Here is an 18,757-nt window from a genome sequence, read left to right as displayed (position 1 = left end):
CATCTACCACCTTAGAGGTATATGGAGAGCAAATTGATTTACATCAATAAGTGCGCTGCGTGGAAGATTAAGGTGAGGGTAGAAAATTAAAAATTGAGGCAAAAATGAGCAAAGTCAAACTTGCCATCATCGGCAACGGCATGGTCGGCCACCGCTTTATCGAAGACTTACTGGATAAAGCTGATAAAGACCAATTTGAGATAACCGTATTTTGCGAAGAGCCTCGCATCGCTTATGACCGGGTACACCTCTCCTCTTACTTCTCCCACCATACTGCCGAAGAGCTGTCATTAGTTCGTGAAGGCTTTTATGAAAAACACGGCGTCAAAGTGCTGGTTGGCGAACGCGCCATTACCATCAACCGCACCGAGAAAGTGATCCACTCCAACAGCGGCCGTACCCTCTATTACGACAAGCTGATTATGGCCACCGGCTCCTATCCGTGGATCCCGCCAATCAAAGGTAGCGAAGGGCAAGATTGTTTTGTGTATCGCACCATTGAAGACCTAAATGCTATCGAAGCCTGTACCCGCCGCAGCAAACGCGGGGCAGTCATCGGTGGCGGGCTGCTAGGGCTGGAAGCCGCAGGGGCCTTGAAAAGCCTCGGCGTTGAAACTCATGTAATTGAATTTGCACCGGTATTAATGGCCGAACAGCTTGACCCTATGGGCGGCGACCAACTGCGCCAGAAGATTGAGCGCATGGGCGTCAGAGTCCATACCGGCAAAAATACCCAGGAAATTATTCATTCAGGCCAAAACGGCCGCAAAACCATGCAGTTTGCTGATGGATCGCAGTTGGAAGTCGATTTTATCGTCTTCTCCACCGGTATCCGCCCACAAGACAAACTGGCGCATCAATGCGGTTTAGCCACAGCACGCCGTGGTGGTATTGCTATCAATGATTATTGCCAGACATCTGACCCGGATGTCTACGCCATTGGTGAGTGTGCCTCGTGGCAAGAGCGGACCTTCGGGCTGGTCGCACCGGGTTACAAAATGGCGCAGGTCACCGCCGATCACCTGTTAGGCCGCGAAAATGCCTTTAAAGGTGCCGACATGAGCGCCAAGCTGAAGTTGCTGGGTGTCGATGTGGGCGGGATTGGTGATGCCCATGGCCGCACTGAAGGTGCGCGCAGCTACGTTTATCTGGATGAAAGTAAAGAGATTTATAAGCGTTTGGTGGTCAGCGCCGACAACAAAACTCTGCTCGGAGCCGTCTTAGTGGGGGATACCACCGATTACGGCAATCTGCTGCAACTGGCGCTAAACAATATCGCGCTGCCAGACAACCCCGACAGCCTGATCCTCCCAGCTCACGCGGGCAGTAAACCGGCCATGGGGGTGGATTCACTGCCAGAGAGCGCGCAGATCTGCTCCTGTTTTGATGTCACCAAAGGCGACATTATTCAGGCCATCGGTCAGGGCTGCCATACCGTCGCAGCACTGAAAACCGCCACTAAAGCCGGCACCGGCTGCGGCGGCTGTATTCCGCTGGTCACCCAAGTGTTGAATGCGGAACTCAGCAAGCAAGGAATTGAAGTGAATCATCATTTGTGTGAACACTTCGCCTATTCACGCCAAGAGCTGTATCACTTGATCCGCGTTGAAGGGATTAAATCCTTCGATGCCCTGCGGGAGAAATACGGCAAAGGTTACGGCTGTGAAGTCTGTAAACCGACAGTCGGGTCACTGCTGGCCTCCTGCTGGAATGACTATGTATTGGCACCGCAACATACGCCGTTGCAGGACACCAATGACAATTTCCTCGGCAATATCCAGAAAGACGGCACTTACTCAGTCATCCCGCGCTCACCGGGTGGGGAGATCACGCCGGATGGCCTGCTGGCGATTGGCCGCATCGCCAAAGAGTATCATCTGTACACCAAACTGACCGGCTCGCAGCGCGTGGGGATGTTTGGCGCGCAAAAAGATGACCTCCCCGCTATCTGGGCGCAACTGATTGAAGCGGGCTTTGAGACCGGCCATGCCTATGCCAAAGCGCTGCGCATGGCAAAAACCTGCGTCGGCAGCACCTGGTGCCGCTTTGGTGTGGGTGACAGCGTCGGTTTTGGTGTCGCACTGGAGCATCGCTTCAAAGGCATCCGCACACCACACAAAATGAAGTTCGGCGTCTCCGGCTGTACCCGCGAGTGTTCCGAAGCACAGGGCAAAGACGTAGGGATTATCGCCACCGAAAACGGCTGGAACCTGTATGTCTGCGGTAACGGCGGCATGAAGCCACGTCACGCGGACTTACTGGCGGCGGATCTGGATGAAGAGACCCTGATGCGCTACCTCGACCGCTTTATGATGTTCTACATCCGCACCGCCGATAAGCTGCAACGCACTTCGGTGTGGCTGGAGAGCCTGGAAGGCGGTATTAACTACCTGCGGGCAGTTATCCTCGACGACAAACTGGGCATCAACGATCAGTTGGAAGCCGATATCGCCCGCCTGCGCGACAAAGTGACCTGCGAATGGAAAGCTACCGTTGAGGATCCAGCGGCACAAGTTCGCTTTGCCCACTTTATCAATAGCCCGATGCGCGACCCGAACGTGCAAGTGGTGGCTGAACGTGAACAACATCGCCCGGCCCGCCCGGATGAACGCATCCCAGTGCGGGTGCTAGAACTGGAGGAGAACCTATGAGCCAGTGGATCCCACTCTGTCTGTTAGACGATATTTTGCCCGGCAGCGGTGTGTGTGGGCTGATCGGCGAGCAGCACATCGCGGTTTTCCGCCCTTACACTGACGAGCAGGTTTTCGCCATCAGCAACATTGATCCTTTCGCTCAGGCCAGTGTGCTGTCGCGCGGATTGATTGCCGAGCATCAAGGTGATCTGTGGGTCGCCAGCCCACTGAAAAAACAGCACTTTCGCCTGCATGATGGCCTCTGTCTGGAAGATGAAACGCGCTCGGTTGCCCACTATGACGTGCGAGTTCGCGACGGCATGGTGCAAATCAAAGCGTGATAAATAGCGGGTTAACTGGGCCAGCACCGGATACCTACAAAATAACACTCGATCATCCCCAAAGTGATTGGTGTTGCAGCAAGGCAGAGCAGACCGCTGCGGCGTCAAGAGCAAGGGGATTGGGATTAAAAATGTATAGCGACACCATCAACAAATGCGCGGCTAACGCGGCGCGGATCGTCAAATTGGCCAAAGATAGCCCACTAGGCTTCTGGATTGGTTCTGCCATGGCCGGTGCCTATGTTGGCCTTGGCATTATTCTGATTTTCACCTTAGGGAACCTGATCGACCCAGCTTACCGTCCGCTGGTGATGGGAGCCACCTTTGGTCTGGCACTGACCCTGGTGATTATCGCCGGTTCTGAGCTGTTCACCGGCCACACCATGTTTCTGACCTTCGGCGTGAAAGCGGGCACCATCAAATCTAGCCAAATGTGGGCAGTATTACCGCAAACCTGGTTGGGGAATCTGCTGGGTTCAGTGTTTGTGGCCCTGCTCTATTACTACGGCGGCGGCAGCTTGCTCACCGTGGATACCAGCCTGGTACACACTGCCGCGCTGGCAAAAACCTCTGCGCCCGCTATGACCTTATTCTTCAAAGGTGTATTATGTAACTGGCTGGTTTGTCTGGCGATCTGGATGGCAATCCGTGTAGAAGGCGCGGCGAAATTTATCGCTATCTGGTGGTGTTTGCTGGCCTTTATTGCTTCTGGCTACGAGCACTCAGTGGCCAATATGACTCTGTTTGCGCTGTCATGGTTTGGTCATCACAGCGAGGCCTATACCCTCAGCGGCATTGGTCACAACCTGTTGTGGGTCACGCTGGGTAATACCCTGTCGGGTGCCGTGTTTATGGGCCTCGGCTACTGGTATGCCACGCCACGAGATCAGCGCCCACAGCCGGTGGCCGTTAGCGCGCCACACGCGGTAAAAGAGTAACTGTTTACTGTACTCCCCCGCCTACAAAGGCGGGCTTTATCACCCCACCACCTTAATCTGAAGGATTGCCGATGGACTACTTCCCGATTTTCTGCCAACTGCAAAACAAAGCCTGCCTGCTGGTCGGTGGTGGTGAAGTGGCCGAGCGCAAGGCCCGACTGCTGCTGGATGCGGGTGCGATGGTTACCGTCAATGCCTGCGAGTTTACGCCACAGTTTCACCAATGGGCCGAGCAAGGGCGGCTCTCCTTAGTCAGCGGCGAGTTTGCTCCAGAGCTGCTGACAGAGCAGTGGTTGGTGATTGCGGCAACTGATCAGGTAGCGGTGAATGCTTTGGTCTATCAAAGCGCCAACCAACAGCGGGTGTTCTGCAATGTGGTGGATGATCCCAGGCGCACCAGCTTTATCATGCCATCAATCATTGACCGATCACCCATCATGATTGCTATCTCTTCTGGCGGTAAAGCACCGGTGCTGGCACGTCTGTTGCGGGAAAAGCTCGAGGCGATGCTGCCACTGCATTTAGGGCAGTTGGCGCAGTTGGCGGGTCATTTGCGCCAACGGGTGAAGCAACATTTTGCCGCCATGCCCGATCGCCGTCGTTTTTGGGAAAAACTGCTAACCCACGATCGTTTGGCGCAATCACTGGCAAATGACGATCAGATACAAGTCGAGCAGCACATTGAGCAGTTGTTCAATGCGCCACTCTCTGATCGCGGTGAAGTGGTATTGGTGGGTGCCGGGCCGGGTGATGCGGGTTTACTGACCTTAAAAGGTTTGCAGCAGATCCAGCAAGCTGATGTGGTGGTGTATGACCGCTTAGTCTCTGATGAGGTCATGAATCTGGTGCGGCGTGATGCCGAGCGGATTTTTGTCGGCAAACAGTCGGGCCATCACAGTGTGCCACAGGATCAAATCAACCAAATCTTGTTGCAGCAAGCACAACTTGGCAAACGGGTGGTGCGCTTGAAAGGTGGCGACCCGTTTATTTTTGGCCGCGGTGGTGAGGAGCTGGAAACCTTAGCGGAATATGGCATTCCTTTCTCGGTGGTGCCAGGGATTACTGCCGCATCGGGCTGTTCTGCCTACAGTGGCATTCCCCTGACCCATCGTGATCATGCGCAGAGTGTGCGGCTAATTACCGGTCATGCCAAAAAAGAGGGTCAGTTGGATTGGGCCAACCTGGCGGCAGAGAAGCAAACGCTGGTGTTTTATATGGGGTTATCGCAGGCCGGAGAGATCCAGCAGCAGCTAATTCGACACGGTATGCCGGCGGTGACGCCAGTGGCACTGGTGGAGAATGGCACCTCGCGACATCAGCGAGTGGTCAGCGGCGAACTGAGCCAGTTGGCGCTACTTTCCCAGCAGGTCAGCAGCCCTAGCCTGATTATTGTCGGCAGCGTGGTCAGCTTACGTGAAAAACTGAATTGGTTTTCCAGTGCCGAGCACGACAAAGTCGCGGCAAAAGAGCAGGTTGAAAGAGTGGGTTAAGCTGAGTTGACTCAGAAGGGGGAGAGCTCCCCTGAGGTTAATGACAAAGCGACTTATAACTTAGTGAGTAAAGGGTTGACCGCACCTAGGGGCGCTCCGACGGCTTACGCCGTTACGGCCCCAACGGCACGTTTCCCCTTTATTTGACTTTGTCGGCAGTCTGAGGGCGATCTCTCCCCCTTCGGGTTGCTTACTGATTTACTTACGGATGTGCAACAAAACCAATGGCTTGGTAGACTTTTGACAATGTCTCTTGGGCACGAGCACGGGCCTTGGCAGCTCCTTCACGCATCACTTCCTGCAAGAAAGCCTCATCTTCACGATAAGTGTGATAACGCGCCTGTAGCTCACTCAGCATATCAGAAACTGCCTCGGCAACAGCGCCTTTCAAATGGCCGTACATTTGGCCTTCAAACTGCGCTTCCAGCTCAGGAACTGACTTACCTGTCACGCCAGAGAGAATATCCAGCAAGTTAGACACACCGGCTTTCTTTTCGGTGTCATAGCGGATCACTGCCGGCTCATCAGAGTCGGTCATCGCGCGCTTAATCTTTTTCACTACCGATTTAGGGTCTTCCAGCAACTCAATGACGTTGTTGCGATTGTCATCAGATTTGGACATCTTTTTGGTTGGGTCCTGCAACGACATCACCCGCGCACCCGCTTTAGGGATAAACGGCTCTGGAATTTTAAAGATATCGCCATACAAATTGTTAAAGCGGTTCGCGATATCGCGGCTCAATTCTAAATGCTGTTTCTGGTCTTCACCCACCGGCACCTGATTGGTCTGATAGAGCAAGATATCTGCCGCCATCAACACGGGGTAATCAAACAAGCCAGCATTAATATTTTCGGCATAGCGGGCTGACTTGTCTTTGAACTGGGTCATACGACTCAGTTCGCCAAAATAGGTGTAACAGTTCAGCGCCCAGCTCAGTTGAGAGTGCTCTGGCACATGGGACTGAACGAAAATAGTGCTCTTCTGCGGATCGATACCGCAAGCCAGATAGAGCGCCAGTGTGTCCAGTGTTCTTTTTCTTAACAGCGCTGGATCTTGACGCGCGGTGATAGCATGTAGGTCAACAATACAATAGATGCAATCATAATCATCTTGCATCTGTACCCACTGACGCAGCGCACCCATATAATTGCCAATGGTCAATTCACCGGACGGTTGCGCGCCGCTAAATACGATAGGTTTATTGGACACAACAGGTTGACCTAATTCAGTGGGATTACTCATTTCATACTTCCTGATCTTTTAAAGAGGGTAGCCCGATGGCGGGCAACAGATCGGCAAAGTGATCCATCACGCAGTCGGGGTGACTGGTAGCAATAGCTTCACCGTAGTTATATCCATAGGTCAACCCAATACTGGGGCAACCGGCGGCCTGTGCGGCCATAATGTCATTGCGCGAATCACCGACAAACAGCATTTCGCGGGCATGTAGGCCGAGTTTAGCCAACAGCAAATAGAGCGGCGCAGGATGGGGCTTTTTCACCACCACATCATCACCGCCAATAATGACGGAGAAATAATCAGCAATACCCAGTGACGCCAGCAAAGGCGCAACAAACGCTGTGGGCTTATTGGTAATCAGCCCCATAGATAAGCCACTGACCGCCAGCTGTTCCAAGGTCGCTTTAACCTGCGGGAATAGCTGACTGCCCTGCTCAACGGTTTTGGCATAATAGTGGTCAAACAGCTCGCGGGTATGGGCAACCGCCTGAGTATCTGGCTCACGACCGGCCCAACGCAACGCGCGTTCGACGAGAACATCAGCACCGTTGCCAATCCAGGTAGACACCCGACCTTGACCCGCAGCAGGCAAGCTTTGATGAACCAACGCCATATCAATCGCGCTGGCAAGCCCCGGTGCGCTATCGACTAATGTGCCATCCAGATCGAAAGCCACACCACGAATAGCGCCGAACTTAGTCATGGGCAGACATCGCCAGTTCGCTGCGCATCGCATCGATAACCGCAGCATAATCCGGTTGACTGAAGATAGCCGAGCCGGCCACAAACATATCTGCACCCGCAGCAGCTATCTGGCGAATATTATCGACTTTCACCCCGCCATCCACTTCCAGACGGATGTCATAACCACTGTCATCAATAAGCTTACGTACCTGCCGCAGCTTGTTCAGTGTCTCTGGGATGAATGACTGCCCGCCGAAACCGGGGTTCACCGACATCAATAAGATGACATCCAGCTTATCCATCACATAATCAAGGTAGCTAAGGGGTGTGGCTGGGTTGAACACCAGACCCGCCTTGCAGCCACTCTCTTTGATGAGCTGCAGTGTGCGGTCGACATGCTCTGAGGCTTCAGGATGGAACGAAATATAAGTGGCACCGGCTTTGGCAAAATCCGGCACGATGCGATCAACCGGTTTCACCATCAGATGTACATCAATCGGGGCGGTAATACCATAGTCACGCAGTGACTGACACACCATCGGGCCGATGGTCAGATTAGGAACGTAATGATTGTCCATCACATCAAAGTGCACCACATCAGCGCCAGCCGCGAGTACCCTGGCGGTATCCTCGCCCAAGCGGGCAAAATCTGCTGACAGAATAGATGGGGCAATTAAAAACTTTTTCATCCGCTTCTCCAAACGTATCTCTTTGTTTTATGAAGCATCCATTTTGCAGATTTAACCATCTACATCACGCTGTCTGTTTCATAAACCACTGGGTTTGAATCTTTACCGAGCGGACGTTTCCGCTCAGCTATACAGCGCCAAAAGCTCGTTCACTTTACTACGGCCCAGGATATTACGGCTGATAGTACGGCGCGCTTTCACCACATGCAGTGACGCCTGATGATACCAGTCGCGCGTCAGTTCTGTATCGTGGTTAGAGATCAGAACCGGAATCTGGCTTTCGGCCGAAAGCTGGTAAGCCAGACGCGCCAGATTCTGTTGATCCGCAATGCCAAAATTGTTGGTGTGATATGCCGTAAAATTGGCGGTCGCAGAGAGCGGCGCATACGGAGGATCGCAGTAAACCACGGCCCCTTGCACGGCTTTTAATAAAGTTTCCTGATAGTGCTCACAAACAAAAACAGCATGTTGCGATTTTTCAGCAAACCAATACAGCTCCGCTTCTGGGAAATAAGGTTTTTTGTAACGACCAAATGGCACATTAAATTCACCGCTCAAATTATAACGGCACAGACCGTTATAACAATGGCGATTCAGATAGAGAAACAGTAATGCCCGGCGATAGGTGTCGTTACTGGAGTTAAACTCTTGACGTAGAAGGTAAAAATTATCGGAATTATTGAAATCGCCCGTAAATAAAACCCGAGCGTCACGCACAAAGTCATCAGTGCGTTCCTTCACGATATTGTAGAGATTGATAAGGTCACTGTTGATATCGGCCAGTATGTAAGACTCATACTCAGTGTTAAGAAACACCGAACCCGCACCGACGAATGGCTCTATCAAGCAGTCTCCCGCTGGAAGATGGCGTCGAATGTCATCAACCAGCGGATATTTCCCACCAGCCCATTTTAAAAAAGCGCGGTTTTTCTTCATGCCGTCAGTTAGCTACTTAATAATTCAGAGCCGCAGATTGTACTCTGTTTCAAACAGCACATCAGCGCACAAATAAGAATGATTTATTTTTTAAGGTCTTGCTGTACTTGCTGTACAGGTTTAACCCACGGTTTTTTCGCCTGAACATCGGCTGGTAGTGTGGTGATTGCCCTTTTTGCGTCAGCAGAAGAGGCATAGTTACCACTCACTAAAATGTACCAAGGCTTACCATCACGTTTAGTTTCATAGACATGATAGTCAGTTAATTTTTGCTGCTTGGCATAAGCATTCAACGTGTCTGAGCGAGATGCACTACTCAGTTGTATCGTGAAGTGACTGCCTGGCGCATTTTTCAAAGTACTGCTACTGCCACTCGCCGAACCTGATTTAGCGGCCACCGCAGATGCTGCCGGAGAGACCGCCGTAGTTGGCTTTTTATGGCTGCTCGACGGCTGATTGGTGGATAGCGGATTTGTAGACGGATGTTTAGTCGCTACCGTGCCAGGTTTCTGTGATGGATGGGTAATGGAATCACCCGTCACTGGCGCTTTCGCCCCTTTCAAGCCAGAAACCGTTGCCGGAGCTGTCGGTAAGGTTGATGTCTGGCCGTCATTCATATTCTGAGACAGTGTATCGACCTGCCCTTGAGTCTGAGAAAGCGCATCAGACATATTGCCCGGTAACTCGACACGCTGAGTCGGGCTGTTCGCTGAAGGCTGTGCCGTAGCTTCAGTTGGGGTCGGCGAAATCGGCGGAACAGTGATATCTTGTGGTTGAGCCGTACTCTTCACGCCGTTGGCATCATGGCCATCGCTGGCATTGTTCGCCACACCCGGTTGCGCGTTATTGCCACTGGTGAGTGAAGATGAATCAGACAGATTAATATTTCTCGCGGCATCAACATTGGGATTCTGTTGCGATGCTTCATGCTCTGTCGGCGCTTTCAGGGCTGAACCAATGGCAATAATGATCAATAGCAGCACTAAAATGCCGATACCAATCATCATGTGTTGGCGTGAAACAGCCAGCTTCGGCCCCGTTGAGGACTTACGAGCGCGTGTAGGACGACGGTCACTGCTATCTGGTTTCAGATCGTCTTCCGGCTTTAAATCATCCATCTAAACCCTCCAACTAGAGGCAAAAGCCTACCGCGTTTATCACTGCAGCCCGGCTGATTGAATTTACTGACTGCAAACAGGCTAAACCACCTGCAGCAAAGAAATATGATGTTCTTATGATACAACATCATAGGGCTTATGAGCATAGATCTTATGAAGATAGAATTTATGCATCTCGTACTTATGCCATTTCCTATTGCTGGCAATCAGCGATCGACGCCAACACCATGTCGTGTGCAATACCACTACGGATTTCTGACTGACCGATAGCGGTTGGCAGCACCAGACGAAGCTCGCCTGCCAGCACTTTTTTATCGCGCATCATGTGCGGCAGATAGGACTCAGGTGTCATTTCCTGCGGCCCGCAGACAGGCAGGCCAGCACGTAAAAGTAGTTTCTTGATACGCTCAACATCGCTCGCTGAGAATTGGCCCAATCGACGAGAGGTATGTGCCGCCATCATCATACCAGCAGCAACCGCTTCTCCGTGTAGCCAGACGCCATACCCCATTTCAGCCTCTATAGCATGACCATAAGTATGACCCAAATTGAGTAAAGCGCGCATCCCGCTCTCTTCGCGTTCATCGGCGGCGACAACATCGGCTTTTAATTCGCAACAACGGCGGATGCAGTAAGCTAACGCTGACATATCCAGTGCGAGTAATGCGTCGATATTATCTTCTAACCAATCAAAGAAAGCAGCATCGAGAATAATGCCGTATTTGATAACTTCAGCCAGCCCGGAAGCAAGTTCACGTGGAGGCAGAGTTTTAAGGCAATTAAGGTCAACCACCACCGATGCAGGCTGGTAGAAAGCACCAATCATGTTCTTGCCCAATGGGTGGTTCACTGCGGTTTTGCCACCGACAGAAGAGTCCACTTGAGAAAGTAAGGTGGTAGGGACTTGAATGAAGCGAACACCACGTTGATAGCAAGCTGCGGCAAAACCGGTCAGGTCGCCTACTACACCGCCACCTAAGGCGACAAGCGTAGTATCACGACCGTGCGGTTTTTCCAGAAGGGCAGAAAATACCTGCTCTAAAACGCTCAGAGATTTATACTGCTCGCCATCAGGTAAAATCACCTGATCAACTTTAATGCCGCTTTGTTCCAGCACTGCCCGGAGCGAGTCCAGATAGAGTGGAGCCAGCGTTTGGTTGGTTACCAGCATGACCTGATCACCCGCCTTTAGCGGCTTAAAAGAGGCCGGATCATTGAATAATCCAGCAGCAATCGTAATGGGGTAGCTACGCTCCCCTAACGTGACAGTAATCTTCTCCATGTCGCGCTCAGAAACCTTCTTAACTTACGCCCGTGGGCATTAGTAAAATGCTAAAATCAGTTACTTTCCAGCATGTTGATAATCTGGTTAGCAACAACTTTCGCGCTTTGATCGTCAGTGCGGATGGTGACATCTGCAATTTCTTCGTACAACGGATTACGTTCTCTTGCCAGTGCTTCTAACACTTCACGCGGAGGCGAATCAACCTGCAACAACGGACGTTTTTTGTCGCGCTGTGTACGAGCCAACTGCTTTTCGATCGTGGTTTCCAAGTACACCACAACGCCACGGGCTGACAAACGGTTACGGGTTTCTCTGGATTTAACAGAGCCACCACCGGTTGCCAGAACAATGCCTTGCTTTTCCGTCAGTTCATTAATAACTTTTTCTTCGCGATCGCGGAAACCTTCTTCGCCTTCCACGTCGAATACCCAGCCCACGTCAGCTCCGGTACGTCGCTCAATTTCTTGATCGGAGTCGAAAAACTCCATATTGAGTTGCTGAGCTAACTGACGACCAATAGTGCTTTTGCCGGCACCCATAGGCCCAACCAGAAAGATATTGCGTTTCTCTGCCATGTTTTTGGTATTACTAAGACTATTCGTTAATGATAACCCGCCCCGCCAATCAAATTAGCGGCGGGACCTAAACTGAAACCTCATGAGCGATAGTGCGAGATCAGACGGAAAATTATCTCAGCACTTCTGGTAGTTTGGCAACCGAATAAATCGTTGTACACGTCGTGGGAGGGAAACCATACGTTTTTATCGGCGTATCAACGTTATTAAAAACCTCGGCGCTCAATTCGGTAACCCTTGTAAGCTAAATCTGACGCAGCGTCAAATTTAGAAGCCTTCTATCACACAAAAAGTTGTAGAAAGTCACCAAGATTGACCTGTTTTCATAAAACAGTACCTTATCAAGCTCAAGCACTGATCAACCTTGGCGTGATGAAAATCACCAGTTCCCGTCGACTTTGTTGCTGGGCATCTTGTTTAAACAGCGCCCCCACCCAGGGAATATCGGCCAGTATGGGGACTTTATTCACTGCCTGACTGTTTTTTTGTTGGAAAATGCCCCCCAGCACAATAGTTTCGCCATCATTTACTGTTATTTGGGTTTTTATTTCCTGCTTATCTATTAGCAGAGCTTCAGTATCGCCACGTTTAATTGTCATGCCGGGCATATTCTGACTAATTTTCAAGTTTAGAGTAATTTTGCCATTGCGTAGTATTTTAGGTGTGACCTCCATGCCTAATACCGCTTCTTTAAATTCGATAGAAACCGCACCTTTATCCCCGCGCGCGACAGCATAAGGGATGTCAGAACCTTGCTTGATACTGGCGGTTTGCAGATGAGAGGCGACCAGACGTGGGCTGGCAATAATATCGACCTGATTCTCTTGCTCTAATGCACTCAATTCAAGCTCCAGCAGTCGCCCGCCAATACGAGCGACATTAAATCCTGCGTTAACAACACTATTAGCCAGCGGTAAATTGACATTGAAATCATTCACTCTCAACGACGTGGCGTGCTGTGACTCGCCCATGCCCCAGCGCACACCCAGCTCCTGCAAATTTTCGCGGCTCATGGTCACGATATGTGCCGCGAGCTGGACTTGCTGTAAGGGGAGATCCATCTCAGCCAACCAGCCTTTCAATACTGCCAATGATGCGGGAGTATCGCGAATAAGTAATGTATTGGTGCGCTTATCCACCATCACACTGCCTAGCGGAGAGAGTAGCCCGCCCTCCTCCAAACTATCCGCGACTTCTTCGGCATCAGCATGTTGCAAAGCCAGTGTCAGATTACTCAGAGAGTCCGGCTCCGTTTTTTGTTTGGCGCGCTGTTGCCTCTCCTCTATATCCTGTTCAGTGAACACCATCATCACCGCCCCTTCGCGTTCTACTTTCAGGTGCCCCATGCGCAAAATGATAGTGAGTGCCTGCTCCCAAGGGACATCAACCAGTCGGAGGCTAATATTGCCATTGACCCCTGGCGCAACCACCAAATTCAATTGCTGATAATCAGCCAGCGCCTGTAACACCACGGAGACTGGGGCATCCTGAAACGCCAGTGTGACGGGCGGACCCCCTTTTGCGCCGTGCAATGCGGTGTTCGTGAATAATAAGCTCAGCAGCATGAGTCTCCGCCCCCACACGAGACTGAATGTACGGGTTAGCCAAGCTGCTGTTTTAATTTTGGCTTTAGTCATATCCATATCCATCAGTTCAATTCCTTTTAATTCTGGCTATCATTCATCAGAAAAATAGTTAACTCAGCGCATCAATAGCACCATCGGTGCTGAGAACTCTCCGCAGGTCTTAACTGGGTTGATATGCTGTAGAGTCACCTGCTGCGCGCTAATATCGGTAACCTGCCAGTTGGGCAGCAGTTTTTGCCCCACTACCAACTTTTGCCCGCTGCCGCTCGGCCACCGCCCCCAACCGGAGTGGTAATCTGCGCCACTCACAATGCCCTGAAGCTGCCAACTGGCTAACCGCTCTCGGCCACTGTCACAAGACTCTACCGATACTTTTTGAAAAGGGTTGCGCTCCGCTGTAGCCAATAAAGATTCGGCATAAACCGCAGGGGCCAGTGATGCGGCCATCAGTAACCCCATGGCCAATGTTCTATTGTAGTGACTCATTGATGCCCTCCACGAGGTACTCTTTCAGGCTTATTTTCACCATCAGTACCGCGTTATCATTTTTAACTTCAATCAGTTGAGTTTGGACCGGACCTGAGATTTCAGATAATTGGCGCAGTAAGTGAAGCAGCCCATAGAAATTGACTCGCAAAGTTGCGTGCCACTGTTGATGCGCCACTGCATCCGGCTCAGCCACCACCGCTGGTTCAGATTGTCGCTGCCAATAAATGACCTGCCCGCCAAAGGGCGCAATCAATTCACCAACCAGATGGGCCATAGAGCTATTATTTTGCCGCCATACTGCTTCCTCAGATCTCACTGCGGCAATTTGCTGACGAATGAGTGAGAGTGCGGGCAATGTCGCCAAGAGTGACTGTTGATCCTCAACCTGCTGTTGATGCTGAATAATTTTATTTTCGCTGAGATGCTGCTGTTGCCATGCAGGGCGTAATAACATGCCATAAGCCGCTGCACCAAGTAGCCCCAGAATGCCCCATTGCCATAAGCAGAGCTGCCAACCCGGCCTATCCAACCAACGTTGTAATGAGTTATTCATGGTTCGCCTCCCCGCTTTGCCAATCAGCCCAAACCGCAAAACGAAAATTACCGTCATCCTGCTGAGCAATTTTTTGTAAGCGCACATTCGCGAGGAGAGATTGACGGCCTAATTGCACTAAAAAGCTGTTAATTGCGGCATATTCCTGGCTAATCGCCTCTAAGACCACCCTGTCGCCTTGTGGCATTAAGCTGACCAACCAACAGCTATCTGGGATTTGCTGTGATAGCTGCTGCAATAATGTGGCGTATCGACGGGCAGATTGATGCACCTGACGGTAAATCTGAACGCGCTGTTCTGTTTGCTGCAACTGCACCATGGCGCGTTGCACCTCTTGATGATGCTGGATTAATGCCCCCTGTTGCTGTGTTAGCTCAACCAAACTGCCTTGCTGGCGGGTCTGCACCCCATGGGATTGCATCAACGTGAACACCAGTGTGATGACCAACAGTGAGCACTGGCACAAACCCGCATTACGCCAAAAACGGTAGCGGGCGAGCAGCCGTTCTGTGCGCCATAATGAAAAATTAACCTGATACATCAATAGTCCACTGGGCGTAGTGCCAGCCCTCCGGCCAGAATGTAGGCGGCAGGTAAGGGGGGGAGTGGCGGTTGATACTGGGTAAACGCCGCGAAGGGTGACCAGTGGGTAGTGTTTTCAGGCGGCGGCTCATCCATCGTGCTGCTGTAGTAGACTCTCATCGGGGTCGTACCCAGTTCGGGATAGCGAGTCTGAAGCTGTGCCACCAATGCCGAACGTGATTCTGTTGCATTAGAGCCGTGGCCTTCCGGCATATCATCATCGGCGTCAATGGTTACCGCGCCGAACTCAAACGGCATCTCACTGGAAGAGACCCACAGCCACTCATTCGCCAGGCGATGAATCAACCAATATGGTCCAGATAACCCTGCCGCTGCTGCCATATAGCGCAAAGCGCAGGGCGTGATATCAATGATATGTGATGGCAAGCCAGCCTGGCGTAAGCATGTTTGCCATTGCTGAATTTCTGACTGGCGGGCCGCGGTAATCAATAGCTCACTGTCGGATGGGGAGGTAGTGCGATAATCCAGCGCCAACTCCTGACTGCTTAGCGGGAATGCCCGGCAGGCCGCCGCATTGATATACCCCGCACATTCGGGTTCGCGCAGACGTCGGTCCGGTGCAGCCATCGTATGTTGCAATATCCGCTGTGCGGGCAGTGCAATACGTAATGAAATATGTCTTGGTAATTGTTTTCGCAATAATTTGAGTTTGTCGCTAACGATATCTGGCTGTTGTAAAATACCGTCGCGCAACGTGCCAGCAGGTAAGGAGTGATGCCACCAGTAGCGCAGTTGCCAGCCATGGCGACGCCTGACGACTGCCAAGGCGCGTATGGCCTCCATTTGAATATCCAGCCCAACCTGCCAATATTGTGTGTACATCTTTGTCGACCTCCATGTCGAGAGAATAAAAGAACGTATCCATGTTAAGGGCTTGCCTTTATACTACGGCGCGGTTGTTTATAAACTGCCCAATTGACATTGAATGGGAAATCTCAGGTGAAGTTCGTAAAGTATTTTTTGATCCTTGCAGTGTGTTGCATTTTACTGGGAGCAGCCTCGATATTTGGTCTCTACAAATATATTGAGCCTCAGCTACCCGACGTTGCCACGCTGAAAGATGTCCGGCTGCAAACACCTATGCTGGTGTATAGCGCCGAAGGCGAATTGATCGCCCAATACGGTGAGAAACGCCGTATCCCGTTGACACTAAAACAGATCCCACCAGAAATGGTGCACGCGTTTATTGCGACGGAAGATAGCCGATTCTATGAGCATCACGGTGTGGACCCGGTGGGTATCCTACGTGCTGCCTCAGTTGCCATGGTTTCTGGTCGCGCCTCACAAGGGGCAAGTACCATTACCCAACAATTGGCGCGAAACTTTTTCTTAAGCCCAGAGCGGACCTTGATGCGTAAAATCAAGGAAGCATTTCTGGCCATTCGTATTGAACAGTTATTGAGCAAGGATGAAATTCTTGAGCTGTATCTGAACAAGATTTATCTCGGCTACCGTGCCTATGGCGTCGGGGCGGCGGCACAGGTCTATTTCGGTAAAGAAGTCAACGAGTTGACCCTCAGCCAGATGGCGATGATTGCTGGTTTGCCAAAAGCGCCGTCAACCTTCAACCCACTCTATTCACACGAGAGAGCGGTCGCGCGCCGAAACGTCGTGCTGTCGCGTATGCTAGATGAGAAGTACATCACCCAAGCACAGTACGATCAGGCGCGCAGTGAAGATCTGGTCGCCAACTATCATGCTCCACAAATTGCCTTCTCAGCGCCTTATCTGTCTGAAATGGTGCGTCAGGAGATGATTAAACGTTACGGTGAGAATGCCTATACCGACGGTTATCAGGTCTATACCACCATCACCAGAAAGCTCCAGTTGGCGGCGGTTGACTCCTTACGCGCCAATGTGCTGGCTTATGACATGCGTCATGGCTATCGCGGCCCATCCAATGTGTTGTGGAAGGTGGGTGAAAGTGCGTGGAGCCGTGAGCAGATTATTGATTCGCTGAAAACGCTGCCGGTCTATGGCCCGCTGCTGCCGGCGGTCGTGACTGAAGCCAATGCAGCACAAGCCATGGCCATGCTGGCAGATGGCACTAACGTGACCTTGCCGATGTCTGGTATGCGCTGGGCGCGTGCGTTTAAATCGGATAACGCTCAGGGGCCAACACCGAAAAAAGTCACAGATGTGGTGCAACCGGGTCAGCAGATTTGGGTCAGAAAAGTCGAGGATAACTGGTGGCTGGCGCAGGTGCCGGACGTCAATTCAGCCCTGGTTTCTATCGACCCGAATAATGGCGCGATTAAAGCGTTGGTGGGGGGTTTTGACTTTAACCAAAGTAAATTCAACCGTGCTACCCAGGCGCTGCGTCAGGTGGGTTCGAATATTAAGCCTTTCCTGTATACCGCCGCGATGGATAAAGGGCTGACACTGGCAACCATCCTCAACGACTTGCCCATTACCCGTTGGGATGCTGGTGCCGGTACTGACTGGCGGCCAAAAAACTCACCACCGACTTACGATGGCCCAATTCGTTTGCGCCAAGGTTTAGGTCAGTCAAAAAACGTGGTGATGGTGCGAGCAATGCGCGCGATGGGTGTGGATTATGCCGCTGAATACCTGCAACGCTTTGGTTTCCCAGCACAAAATATCGTGCATTCGGAGTCACTGGCATTGGGTTCAGCTTCGTTCACACCATTGCAGTTAGTCCGTGGTTACGCGGTGCTGGCAAATGGCGGTTATCTGGTTGACCCCTATTTCATCACCAAAATCACCGATGATGTCGGTAATGTGCTGTTTGAGACAAAACCCAAAATTGTCTGCCAAGAGTGCAACTTACCGGTCATTTATGGCGACACTCAACGCTCGGTGGTGCTGTCGGACGATAACATCGAAAATGTCGCCACATCACAGACCAACAGCGCCAGCAATGTGCCAATGCCGGAGCTGGAACAAGTCACCCCTGCGCAGGCAAAACTCAATAGCGATGAGCAATATGCACCACATGTGATAAGCACCCCGCTGGCGTTCCTTATCCGCGATGCACTGAACTCCAACATCTTCGGGGAACCGGGCTGGATGGGGACGGGCTGGCGGGCTGGGCGTGATTTGAAGCGCAAAGATATTGGCGGCAAAACCGGCACCACCAATAACTCGAAAGATGCCTGGTTCTCTGGCTATGGCCCGGATACCGTGACGTCAGTCTGGATTGGCTTTGATGACCATCGTCGCGATTTAGGTCGCAGCTCGGCATCAGGCGCAATCCCAGATCAGATAGCCGGGGCTGAAGGTGGGGCGAAGACAGCTCAGCCAGCATGGAATGACTTTATGAAGGCGGCTCTGGAGGGCTTGCCGGAAAAACCTGTCGCACCACCACCGGGTATCGTCAGCGTAGTGATTGATAAGCAAACCGGTAAGCTCTCTACTGGTGGGCCAGGTAGCCGCCCAGAGTTCTTTATCGAAGGCACTCAACCTACTGAGTATTCGGTACATGAGGCGGGGACGACACTGATGGATAATGGTCAGACCCACGAGTTGTTCTGACGGAAGAGTCCTGATCGTCACAAATAAAAAAGCCGGGAGATCGCAAGTGAACTGCACCCCAAATGTTGGACACTCAACAAAGTAAGGTGCAGTTTTTTATGA

At 51.6% G+C, this 18,757-nt stretch carries 17 protein-coding genes; 5 read left to right on the top strand and 12 right to left on the bottom strand.

From position 1 onward, the window contains the following. Positions 1 to 104 precede the first annotated feature (104 nt). The 4 genes from nirB to cysG all read left to right on the top strand — a co-directional run bounded on the left by nirB (position 105) and on the right by cysG (position 5,402). On the top strand, positions 105 to 2,651 hold the full coding sequence (gene nirB / locus AACW11_RS06925; protein WP_212586249.1) for a nitrite reductase large subunit NirB: 2,547 nt from the start codon (positions 105 to 107) through the stop codon (positions 2,649 to 2,651). Next, positions 2,648 to 2,974, top strand: a complete 327-nt coding sequence (nirD, locus tag AACW11_RS06920) for a nitrite reductase small subunit NirD (protein WP_032896771.1) — start codon at positions 2,648 to 2,650, stop codon at positions 2,972 to 2,974. The genes nirB and nirD overlap by 4 nt, the downstream gene beginning before the upstream one ends. A gap of 131 nt (positions 2,975 to 3,105) precedes the next feature. Further along, positions 3,106 to 3,912 (top strand): nitrite transporter NirC, encoded by an 807-nt coding sequence (gene nirC / locus AACW11_RS06915; RefSeq protein WP_145498853.1) that lies wholly within the window; start codon positions 3,106 to 3,108, stop codon positions 3,910 to 3,912. A 71-nt stretch (positions 3,913 to 3,983) separates the two neighbouring features. Continuing rightward, complete coding sequence (gene cysG / locus AACW11_RS06910; protein WP_212586248.1) at positions 3,984 to 5,402, top strand: siroheme synthase CysG; 1,419 nt, start codon at positions 3,984 to 3,986, stop codon at positions 5,400 to 5,402. Positions 5,403 to 5,604: 202 nt separating this feature from the next. Here the strand turns inward: cysG and trpS are convergent, their stop codons facing one another. From trpS to pilM, 12 genes are all read right to left on the bottom strand, one after another. Then, entirely contained in the window at positions 5,605 to 6,645 is a 1,041-nt protein-coding gene (gene trpS / locus AACW11_RS06905) for a tryptophan--tRNA ligase (RefSeq protein WP_212586247.1), read from the bottom strand. Position 6,646: 1 nt separating this feature from the next. Continuing rightward, positions 6,647 to 7,345, bottom strand: a complete 699-nt coding sequence (locus AACW11_RS06900; protein WP_212586246.1) for a phosphoglycolate phosphatase — start codon at positions 7,343 to 7,345, stop codon at positions 6,647 to 6,649. Further along, positions 7,338 to 8,015, bottom strand: coding sequence for a ribulose-phosphate 3-epimerase (gene rpe / locus AACW11_RS06895; RefSeq protein ID WP_212586245.1), 678 nt, complete (start codon positions 8,013 to 8,015; stop codon positions 7,338 to 7,340). The genes AACW11_RS06900 and rpe overlap by 8 nt, the downstream gene beginning before the upstream one ends. Before the next feature lie 123 nt (positions 8,016 to 8,138). Continuing rightward, complete coding sequence (gene dam, locus AACW11_RS06890; RefSeq protein WP_212586244.1) at positions 8,139 to 8,951, bottom strand: adenine-specific DNA-methyltransferase; 813 nt, start codon at positions 8,949 to 8,951, stop codon at positions 8,139 to 8,141. A gap of 83 nt (positions 8,952 to 9,034) precedes the next feature. After that, the gene (locus tag AACW11_RS06885) at positions 9,035 to 10,069 is read right to left on the bottom strand and encodes an SPOR domain-containing protein (protein ID WP_212586243.1); all 1,035 of its coding nucleotides are present in this window, start codon (positions 10,067 to 10,069) and stop codon (positions 9,035 to 9,037) included. A 193-nt stretch (positions 10,070 to 10,262) separates the two neighbouring features. After that, positions 10,263 to 11,351, bottom strand: a complete 1,089-nt coding sequence (gene aroB / locus AACW11_RS06880) for a 3-dehydroquinate synthase (RefSeq protein WP_212586242.1) — start codon at positions 11,349 to 11,351, stop codon at positions 10,263 to 10,265. A gap of 56 nt (positions 11,352 to 11,407) precedes the next feature. After that, positions 11,408 to 11,929 carry a shikimate kinase AroK gene (gene aroK, locus AACW11_RS06875; protein ID WP_005271698.1) on the bottom strand — a complete coding sequence of 174 codons (522 nt, stop codon included), beginning with the start codon at positions 11,927 to 11,929 and terminating at the stop codon, positions 11,408 to 11,410. 347 nt (positions 11,930 to 12,276) lie between these two features. Beyond that, positions 12,277 to 13,494 carry a DNA uptake porin HofQ gene (hofQ, locus tag AACW11_RS06870; RefSeq protein WP_212586241.1) on the bottom strand — a complete coding sequence of 406 codons (1,218 nt, stop codon included), beginning with the start codon at positions 13,492 to 13,494 and terminating at the stop codon, positions 12,277 to 12,279. 135 nt (positions 13,495 to 13,629) lie between these two features. Next, on the bottom strand, positions 13,630 to 14,001 hold the full coding sequence (locus tag AACW11_RS06865; RefSeq protein WP_249192895.1) for a pilus assembly protein PilP: 372 nt from the start codon (positions 13,999 to 14,001) through the stop codon (positions 13,630 to 13,632). Beyond that, positions 13,985 to 14,557 (bottom strand): pilus assembly protein PilO, encoded by a 573-nt coding sequence (locus tag AACW11_RS06860; protein WP_212586240.1) that lies wholly within the window; start codon positions 14,555 to 14,557, stop codon positions 13,985 to 13,987. Before AACW11_RS06860 ends, AACW11_RS06865 begins: the two co-directional genes overlap by 17 nt. After that, a complete protein-coding gene (locus AACW11_RS06855) occupies positions 14,550 to 15,098 on the bottom strand; it encodes a PilN domain-containing protein (protein ID WP_212586239.1) in 549 nt (182 codons plus the stop codon). Before AACW11_RS06855 ends, AACW11_RS06860 begins: the two co-directional genes overlap by 8 nt. Then, positions 15,098 to 15,982: a type IV pilus biogenesis protein PilM gene (pilM, locus tag AACW11_RS06850; protein WP_212586238.1), complete on the bottom strand. Its 885-nt coding sequence runs from the start codon at positions 15,980 to 15,982 to the stop codon at positions 15,098 to 15,100. Before pilM ends, AACW11_RS06855 begins: the two co-directional genes overlap by 1 nt. Positions 15,983 to 16,099: 117 nt before the next feature. Here pilM and mrcA point away from each other — a divergent pair, with 117 nt between their 5' ends. Next, the gene (gene mrcA, locus AACW11_RS06845; RefSeq protein ID WP_212586237.1) at positions 16,100 to 18,655 is read left to right on the top strand and encodes a peptidoglycan glycosyltransferase/peptidoglycan DD-transpeptidase MrcA; all 2,556 of its coding nucleotides are present in this window, start codon (positions 16,100 to 16,102) and stop codon (positions 18,653 to 18,655) included. The last annotated feature ends 102 nt before the right edge of the window (positions 18,656 to 18,757 follow it).

This window comes from Yersinia sp. Marseille-Q3913 (genome assembly GCF_963892745.1).
Taxonomy (GTDB): Bacteria; Pseudomonadota; Gammaproteobacteria; order Enterobacterales; family Enterobacteriaceae; genus Yersinia; species Yersinia bercovieri.
Note: the sequence above shows the minus strand (reverse complement) of the source record. Positions and strands in the feature narration are given on the sequence as shown.

Excerpts from the sequence above, each read along its gene's own strand:
- AACW11_RS06885 (WP_212586243.1), bottom strand. The coding sequence starts at position 10,069 with ATGGATGATTTAAAGCCGGAAGACGATCTGAAACCAGATAGCAGTGAC.
- AACW11_RS06900 (WP_212586246.1), bottom strand. The coding sequence starts at position 7,345 with ATGACTAAGTTCGGCGCTATTCGTGGTGTGGCTTTCGATCTGGATGGC.
- AACW11_RS06855 (WP_212586239.1), bottom strand. The coding sequence starts at position 15,098 with ATGTATCAGGTTAATTTTTCATTATGGCGCACAGAACGGCTGCTCGCC.
- nirB (WP_212586249.1), top strand. The coding sequence starts at position 105 with ATGAGCAAAGTCAAACTTGCCATCATCGGCAACGGCATGGTCGGCCAC.
- dam (WP_212586244.1), bottom strand. The coding sequence starts at position 8,951 with ATGAAGAAAAACCGCGCTTTTTTAAAATGGGCTGGTGGGAAATATCCG.
- nirD (WP_032896771.1), top strand. The coding sequence starts at position 2,648 with ATGAGCCAGTGGATCCCACTCTGTCTGTTAGACGATATTTTGCCCGGC.
- AACW11_RS06865 (WP_249192895.1), bottom strand. The coding sequence starts at position 14,001 with ATGAGTCACTACAATAGAACATTGGCCATGGGGTTACTGATGGCCGCA.
- nirC (WP_145498853.1), top strand. The coding sequence starts at position 3,106 with ATGTATAGCGACACCATCAACAAATGCGCGGCTAACGCGGCGCGGATC.
- trpS (WP_212586247.1), bottom strand. The coding sequence starts at position 6,645 with ATGAGTAATCCCACTGAATTAGGTCAACCTGTTGTGTCCAATAAACCT.
- rpe (WP_212586245.1), bottom strand. The coding sequence starts at position 8,015 with ATGAAAAAGTTTTTAATTGCCCCATCTATTCTGTCAGCAGATTTTGCC.
- pilM (WP_212586238.1), bottom strand. The coding sequence starts at position 15,982 with ATGTACACACAATATTGGCAGGTTGGGCTGGATATTCAAATGGAGGCC.
- cysG (WP_212586248.1), top strand. The coding sequence starts at position 3,984 with ATGGACTACTTCCCGATTTTCTGCCAACTGCAAAACAAAGCCTGCCTG.
- aroB (WP_212586242.1), bottom strand. The coding sequence starts at position 11,351 with ATGGAGAAGATTACTGTCACGTTAGGGGAGCGTAGCTACCCCATTACG.
- AACW11_RS06860 (WP_212586240.1), bottom strand. The coding sequence starts at position 14,557 with ATGAATAACTCATTACAACGTTGGTTGGATAGGCCGGGTTGGCAGCTC.
- hofQ (WP_212586241.1), bottom strand. The coding sequence starts at position 13,494 with ATGCTGCTGAGCTTATTATTCACGAACACCGCATTGCACGGCGCAAAA.
- aroK (WP_005271698.1), bottom strand. The coding sequence starts at position 11,929 with ATGGCAGAGAAACGCAATATCTTTCTGGTTGGGCCTATGGGTGCCGGC.